Below are 451 nucleotides of genomic sequence, written 5' to 3'. Positions count from 1 at the left end.
GTGCTCTTCAGTTTCGAAGCATCGTTCTGCCAGCCGTCCCATCTGTAATCGGTATAGAACTTATCCGTATCGCCATGCAGACACCAATAGACGAATTGTCCAAATTTTATCTCCATATCTTCCATCTCCAGACAGTCGGGGGCAAAATAGCCGATATTGCCGTCGTCAAGACAGATGAACAATCCTCCCAGTATGTCTTCGCCGATCACTATCTCGTTGAACGGGAACAGACTGTTTCTAGTGACAAAGTTTAGTTCTCCCGAACCGTACAGCCTTATCCAGTTGTCAATGACTATACCACCTGTGTTTTCAAGGATTGCAGCCATCAGGCTACCGCTCTTGATCCGGTACTTCTCTTTCATTGCCTGCCTTGCTGCTTCATCCAGAGGCAGCACATTTATCGTTTTTGACGAACTTTTTATTTCATCAAGTATTCTCTGAAACATTTCAT

The 451-nt window shown here is 44.8% G+C and carries 1 protein-coding gene; it reads right to left on the bottom strand.

Going from position 1 to position 451, the window contains the following annotated elements:
• Nucleotides 1–451, bottom strand: a 451-nt coding sequence (locus ALIPUT_RS00020) for a DUF2625 family protein (RefSeq protein WP_004327462.1), incomplete at both ends; no start/stop codon positions are given.

This window comes from Alistipes putredinis DSM 17216 (genome assembly GCF_000154465.1).
In the GTDB taxonomy this organism is placed as follows: domain Bacteria; phylum Bacteroidota; class Bacteroidia; order Bacteroidales; family Rikenellaceae; genus Alistipes; species Alistipes putredinis.
The sequence above is the reverse complement of the archived record's forward strand: the minus strand, read 5'-3'. Positions and strand labels throughout refer to the sequence as shown.